The organism is Sedimentitalea xiamensis (assembly GCF_030164465.1).
Classification (GTDB): Bacteria; Pseudomonadota; Alphaproteobacteria; order Rhodobacterales; family Rhodobacteraceae; genus Sedimentitalea; species Sedimentitalea xiamensis.
In genome coordinates this window covers 1-6,862 of the sequence record NZ_JASNJE010000064.1, presented here as the reverse complement: position 1 = coordinate 6,862, position 6,862 = coordinate 1, and the positions used below count along the sequence as shown (strand labels likewise).

Below are 6,862 nucleotides of genomic sequence, written 5' to 3'. Positions count from 1 at the left end.
CCCTGTCTCAGGTTTAAGGGCAAGAATATCGGAATTAAAGGCAAAATCTCATATTTAAGGGCAAAGGACAGCCGTTGATTTCGTTGGATTTCTCATCTCACAATTAAGGGCTACGCGACAGACACGACCGTTCCGCTGCTGGCGAAGGGCGGGACCAAGACGGCTCGCCTGTGGACCTATGTCCGCGACGACCGGCCGTTCGCGGGCGGCGCGCCGCCAGCGGCGCTGTTCCACTTCTCGCGCGACCGGGAAATGGCCCATCCCAACCGACATCTCGCGGGATGGAAGGGTATCCTGCAAGCCGACGCCTATGGCGGATACAACGATCTCTATCGCGGCGACCGCGATCCCGGCCCGGTCGCGAGCGCGCTGTGCTGGAGCCATGCCCGGCGCAAGTTCTTCGAACTGGCCGACATCAAGGGGAATATCCGCAAGGGCAAGCCCGCCCATGACATATCGCCGGTGGCGCTCGAAGCGGTGAAGAAGATCGATGCCCTCTTCGACATCGAACGTCAGATCAACGGTCTGGATGCCACGTCGCGGCTTGCGGCCCGGCACCGACTGTCCCGTCCGCTGATCGAGGAGTTGCACGACTGGATGCGTGCCGAACGCGATACGATGTCGAGGTACAACCCCGTCGCCAAGGCGATCGCCTACATGTTCAAGACCGACCGCTGGGACGCCTTCACCCGCTTCCTCGACGACGGTCGGATCTGCCTGACCAACAATGCGGCCGAACGTGCCCTGCGCGGCGTGGCCCTCGGCCGGAAGTCATGGCTCTTCGCCGGCTCCGAACGCGGCGGCGACCGCGCCGCCTTCATGTATTCCCTGATCGTCACCGCCAAGATGAACGACATCGATCCTCAGGCCTGGTTGGCCGATGTCCTCGCCCGGCTGCCGGACATGACTGCCTCGCAGGTGCCGACGCTGCTCCCATGGAATTGGCAATCCTCGGAACGCCGCCGAGCCGCCTGACCGCGGCATACGCCGGATGCTTACGTTTGGTGTCAGACTGCCCGATACAATCCACCCGCCGGATTCACTTCGCTCAATGCTTTGAACCGAAACATCGCTCCCGGGCGACCAGTGGTGCTTCGAAATCATGACTATCCCTCCTGAATTTTCCAGTCTCAGGATAGTGGCGCCACACAAATCGAGGATGATCCCAATTAAGGGCTACGCGACACCAGTTGGACACCCCGAATCCGATCAAAGGCAAACCGCTCTAACGCCACGAACGCCGTGACGCCGGAAAGCCGAAGCGGTAGATCAGGCGATCCCTACCATTATTCTCGCGTACACTGCTGGCACATCAAAATTTCCAGCGCGCACCAAAAAGTACGGAATCGATATTCCGATATTCCGCAAGAACGCCGCTATAGGAGTATTCGCGATAGCTCAGATAGGCCTCAAGGTGCAGACTCTCGAAATGCTGGACCGCCTGCACACCCCAGGCATCAGAATCTGTCCCTAAAAGCAGGAAATCGGTACCGCTATAGAGATCAAAGGATAAAGCACTAGGTCCGATGGGGAATATTTTGCCCAGCCAACCAGCTTTGGCATAAAAATAATCGGCTTCGGCCAAGGTATTCTGACCTCCGGCGATGGTGAGGTTCAGTCCAGTTGGCTTGTGAAGCAACGAAGCCGAACCGAACAGGTGTTCTTCGTCCAGTCCATTTTGCGGCTGAAACCAACTATACGCCAGTCCGGCCGCGAACTCCATTTGATCGTTTTCGAATGCGTAACGCGCGGCAACATCGGTATAGTCGGCATCCACTGCGGTCGCCAGAACGTCCTGTCCGTAGGCTGCGGAGAATGTGAAACCCGCGAAACTGGGTGTATCGTAGCGAACCCTCATCCGGCGACCGGCATCGAAGTTCCGAAACACGGCTCCGACCGGGACCCGCACAACAAGGGTATCTCTGAGCCGGAACAGGTAGGCCCCCGCGGTATCTGCTACGGCGGAATAACCGGCGACGCTGGTACCGGACTTGTCGTACTCGGCGATGCCGTCGGCGGCCATGCTGCCTTGGCCCGCCCAGAACGTCCCGTAATTCCCCTTGTAGGTGACTTCAAGCTTGCGGATGTCGGTCCTCTGCCAATCTAGGTACGGTGGATTGGCGATCTGGTTGGTTTCTGCCGTGGCCCGTATGCCCAGAGCGGTTTCAAAGTTGAACCGCAACCGGGTGTCTCCTTCCGCCGGACCATCAATCCATAGACCGATGCGGCTTGGAGAGTTGGTGTTGTTGACGAACTGGTTGTGGTTTTCGACCCCGTCATCGACGCCCTGGTAGGTCATGTTGATCTGACCATAGAAGGTCGTAGTCCAGCCGCTGGGGTTGGTGAAAACCAGATTGTTGTCCTGAGACAATGCTGGTCCGGCGGATGCCACTCCGAAACCAAAGGCGATACATGCTAGATTTCGTTTCATACCACAGTTCTCCAGCGAAACTTCAGTGTCCCTTTGTTGTTGATTTCCACTGAGAAGTTGTCCCGGTATTTTCACCGAGATTTGACCCACCCTCAGTATGTGTCTTTGATTGTGCCCTGGTCAATGAGCGGTCTCCCTTCTTGTCTTCTTGGAGGCCTCGGAGTTGGCCTTGAATCGGTAGCCGTCTTTGCCGGTCTTGGGCTTGCTCGCCATTTTTTGTAGAGCGTTTAGCTCGCTTCCCGTGCCTTTCGCTCGATGCCGTCGGGGGGCGGTCACATCATTATCAAAGCCCCGCCGACCTCATCCATTTTCCTTCTCGCAGAAAGATGCGGGCGTGCGAATATGCACTTCCTGTTGGGGAAAAGCGATGCAAATCCCGGCTTGTTCCAATTGAAGCTTGCTGGACTCCGTCAGTTCCCAAAGAACTTCCCAATAATCCTCATTGCGAACCCAGGGCCGGCAATAGATATTCACCGACGACGTTTCGAGGGCACCCACGAAGACTCGTGGTGCCGGCTTTGGCAGACAGAGCTCATTTGCATTGACCACTTCCAGCAAGGTTTCTTTTGCCAGTTCTATGTCGTCCTCGTATCGTATGCCAAATACCAGATCGATCCTGCGCACCGGGAATTTGCTGTGGTTTTCAATCGCGTTTTGCCAGACCTTGCTGTTGGGGATGATCACCTGGCGGTTGTCGAATGTACGCACGGTTGTCGACACGGCATTGAACTCCTCGACCTCGCCAAAAACTGTGTCGATTGAGACCAGATCGCCGCGTTGGTAAGGATTGACGGCTTGAAGCACGATTCCGCTGGAAAGATTGGGAAGAATGCTCTGAAATACAAAGGCAATCAGGAAACCGAAACCGCCAACGATTGCCAGCGTGACTGTGACGTCGATCCCCAGCACCAGCAAGGCAAGTATCGCCCCGCATGTCAAGCCGATGAGGAACACGGCATTGGGCAACAACTGCAATGCCAACTGGTCAGACACCTTGCGCTGCGCAAGCCAGCTGGCGGTGATCCGACTTAGAAATCGCGCGGCAAAAACCGTGACGAACAGTATGAGAACAAACTGAACGAAGACAACAAGCGCTCTTAGGCCCCCCCGTCCCGACGTAAACCACTCCCAGGAAATCCTGGAAAGCGTCGAGAGCCTGAAAGAAACGATCAAATCGGCAATAAAGCCATGGACATAATTCCAATGGCTGGAGAGCAGATCTTCCTCGGCGCCCTTGCTTTGAAGGCTGATCAACACGCGCAGATAATGACTGAAGTTTCGGATATTCTCTTGATTGGCGCGGTACAAAGCCTCTGAAAGCGCCTCGCTTTTCCCCTCTCCGGCCGCTTCAGAAGCGCTCGCGATTGCCGCAATTTCAGCAAGTTTGTTTTGAACCCGCTTACGCCATACCTCGGCAACCTCGGCAATTTGCTCTGCGTCGAGAGCTACAAGATGATAGCCTAGGTCGCGCTCTGTTACGTCAGGATCGATTGCCATCGAACGTGAATGCTGGACCGGGTCCAAACCCGGAGTAACTTGCGCCATCGAGATGTCCGGCCTCGATAGAGCCACCCATAGTACCGTGTAGAGAAGCAAGTGTCTGAGCAATGGCGTCACTGCGGATCTGAACTCTGTGCGACATGGCAATGAAGGTCTCGAACCGAGATCCATCGCCCTTAAGCGGCTCCGTTGGGCAGCTTTGACAAACATGTTTCGATTCATTCCTTCAGGGGCACCAAACGCAAGTGTTTTTTTGGTATCCACGCTCTGGAGCAAACCCACCGACTTCCAGTCGGTCCCGCTTAAGCGTGAAAGAATCGTCTTATGATCATACCTTCTGAAAAAAGAGCCGCAGCCGGGTCGGAGGCTCATTTTTCAGAGGGTGCGATCATGCAATATGACACTGGCAAGCACTGCGTTTTCTATCACCGCTACCACATCGTCTGGTCGACCAGGTACCGTTACAAGGTTCTGACCGGAGGCTTGCGGTTGTGCGTGCGCGACATCTGCCGTCAGGTCTGTCGCGAGAACGTGGTCGACATCTTGCGCGGGGTGCTGTCGAGCGACCACGCGCACATGCTCGTGCCGGTGCCGCCGAAGATGGCGATCAGCGATCTGTGCGCAAGATGAAGGGCCGTTCGTCATTCAAGGTGCAGCGCGAGCTTCCTGCCATCCGCAAGCGCTATTGGGGATGTCGGTTTTGGGGCAGGGGTACTTTTCGACCACCAACGGTGCCATTAGCGAAGACATCGTACTTCTTTGGTTGCCGCCCGTGATGCAAGAAGTTTCGAACCTTGCCGGTGAGTGATCGAATGCGGTCTTCTTTCAGGCCTCGATGTGCGGCGCTTTTCAGAAGCCGCGGGCCGATATGGAGATCTGCGGATCAGGTCCAAATCTTCAGTACGAGCTTGATGCTCCAAGTACGAACATGGTTTTCCCGATCGGGACTATCCTGAATTTTGTGCTCTGGCGTGGTAACTGCTCTGAAAGGAGACCCACGTATGAGCATCGACAAAGACCTGTTGGACCAGCTGATGGAAGGCCGTTCACCCGGCGATTTATTTGGCAAGGAAGGCATTCTATCCGAACTGACCAAGGCGCTGGCGGAACGCGCGCTGACGACCGAGATGGAGGAACATCTCGGCGATGAGCGCGCTGAAGAGGCGCCCGAGGGCCAGAACCGGGGCCCCAACCGGCGCAACCGCAGCAGCCAAAAGACGGTGACGACCGAGAGTGGCAAGGTCGTCTTGGACATCCCGCGCGACCGAAACGGCACCTTCGACCCGCTGCTGATCGCGAAGTATCAGCGGCGCTTTCCCGAGTTCGACCGCAAGATTGTGAGCATGTATGCGCGCGGCATGACGACCCGGGAAATCCAGGGGCATATCGAGGAGATCTACGGCTTCGAGGCCTCTCCCAGCCTGATCTCGGCGATCACCGAGGCCGTCATGGACGAGGTCACCGCGTGGCATAACCGCCCGCTGGAGCCGTGCTATCCAGTGGTGTTCATGGACGCTATCCGGGTCAATATCCGCAGCGACGGCGCGGTCTCGAACAAAGCGGTCTTCGTCGCTCTGGCGATCCTGCCGGATGGCACGCGTGACATTCTCGGCCTGTGGTTTCAGGCCAACGAGGGTGCCAAGTTCTGGGCCAAGGTGCTGAACGACCTGCGCAACAGGGGCGTCCAGGACATCCTGATTGCCGTGGTTGACGGCCTCAAGGGATTCCCCCAGGCCATCGAGGCGGCCTTCCCGCAGACCCAGGTCCAGACGTGCATCGTCCACCTCCTGCGCCATTCCATGAGCTTCGCCAGCTATAAGGACCGAAAGGCCGTGGCGACGACCCTGAAGGCGGTCTACACCGCCGTGGACGCCGAGGCGGCAGAGGCCGCGCTGGCTGAGTTCGAGGGTAGCGATCTGGCCGCCCGCTATCCGGCTATCGCGCCAAGCTGGCGGCGAGCCTGGACCGAGGTGGTCCCGTTCCTCGACTATCCGCCTGCGGTGCGTCGATTGATCTACACAACGAATGCCATCGAGGCGCTGAACTCGAAAATCCGCCGCGCGGTCCGAACCCGCGGCCACTTCCCCAGCGACGAGGCGGCGGCGAAATTGATTTATCTCGCGCTCAATGCTCCCTCAACGGAGTGGAAGCGTTCGGTGCGCGAATGGCACGCTGTCAAAAGCCAGCTCGCCATCATGTTCGAAGACCGCTTCCCCATGGCGTAACAGAAGGCGCCAGGGCACAAAATTCCGCACAGTCTCTCCCGATCCGGATCTGTTCGATCATTGCGCCCATTCAGGTTGTTGCTTTCTTACACTCCCCTTCTCACCGGTGCTGGCCGTTCACGCCATGATGTTCATGCCGCAACTGCCACCCCCGGTTCCCTGTTATCCTCTTCTTTCGTCAACATTGCCCAGATCTGTCGCGCCATCTTGTTGGCCAGCGCAATCCCCACCAGCATCTTCGGCTTACGCACGAGCATTCGTCCGAGCCAGCTTTCGGCCGGCACTTTATGACTTGCACGCCCTACGATCCGGGACATTGCCCCGATGATCAGGAGCCGTCGGATATCGGCTTGACCCGCTTTCGATATTCGACCAAGGCGCGCCTTCCCACCAAAAGAGCGTTGACGAGGGACGAGACCCAGCCAGGCCGCGAAGTCCCGTCCGCATTTGAACTCCGCCATGTCGGGCGCGAAAGCCTCGACCGCCAGTGCCGTCATGGGACCGACCCCGGGCATGGTCTGGAGGCAGCGCGCCGTCTCAGTCTGAAACGCCCCGGGTTTACCGGAGATGGTTTGGTTCAAAAGTTAAAGCATTTCGGGATTAACCTGGCGCATATCCTGCAGCGCGAAAGTAGTTCATGCATTCGTCGGGAGTGAACAGGTCGCATATCCTTCCGAGCGCGCTGAACAACTCCGTAAACGTCCGT

At 57.5% G+C, this 6,862-nt stretch carries 3 protein-coding genes and 3 pseudogenes; 3 read left to right on the top strand and 3 right to left on the bottom strand.

What is annotated here, in order from left to right; all coding sequences use genetic code 11:
- Positions 1–111: 111 nt before the first annotated feature.
- A pseudogene (gene tnpC / locus QO034_RS22885) lies at positions 112–975 on the top strand (IS66 family transposase); the annotation flags it as partial.
- Positions 976–1,312: 337 nt separating this feature from the next.
- Here the strand turns inward: tnpC and QO034_RS22880 are convergent.
- Entirely contained in the window at positions 1,313–2,431 is a 1,119-nt protein-coding gene (locus QO034_RS22880) for a porin (protein ID WP_284487818.1), read from the bottom strand.
- Positions 2,432–2,731: 300 nt separating this feature from the next.
- Positions 2,732–3,976 carry a mechanosensitive ion channel family protein gene (locus tag QO034_RS22875; RefSeq protein WP_284487817.1) on the bottom strand — a complete coding sequence of 415 codons (1,245 nt, stop codon included), beginning with the start codon at positions 3,974–3,976 and terminating at the stop codon, positions 2,732–2,734.
- Between the two features lie 345 nt (positions 3,977–4,321).
- Here QO034_RS22875 and tnpA point away from each other — a divergent pair.
- Positions 4,322–4,739, top strand: a pseudogene (gene tnpA, locus QO034_RS22870) (IS200/IS605 family transposase).
- A 193-nt stretch (positions 4,740–4,932) separates the two neighbouring features.
- Entirely contained in the window at positions 4,933–6,156 is a 1,224-nt protein-coding gene (locus QO034_RS22865; RefSeq protein ID WP_284487816.1) for an IS256 family transposase, read from the top strand.
- 131 nt (positions 6,157–6,287) lie between these two features.
- Here QO034_RS22865 and QO034_RS22860 read toward each other — a convergent pair.
- Positions 6,288–6,692 (bottom strand): annotated as a pseudogene (locus QO034_RS22860) (transposase); the annotation flags it as partial.
- Positions 6,693–6,862 lie beyond the last annotated feature (170 nt).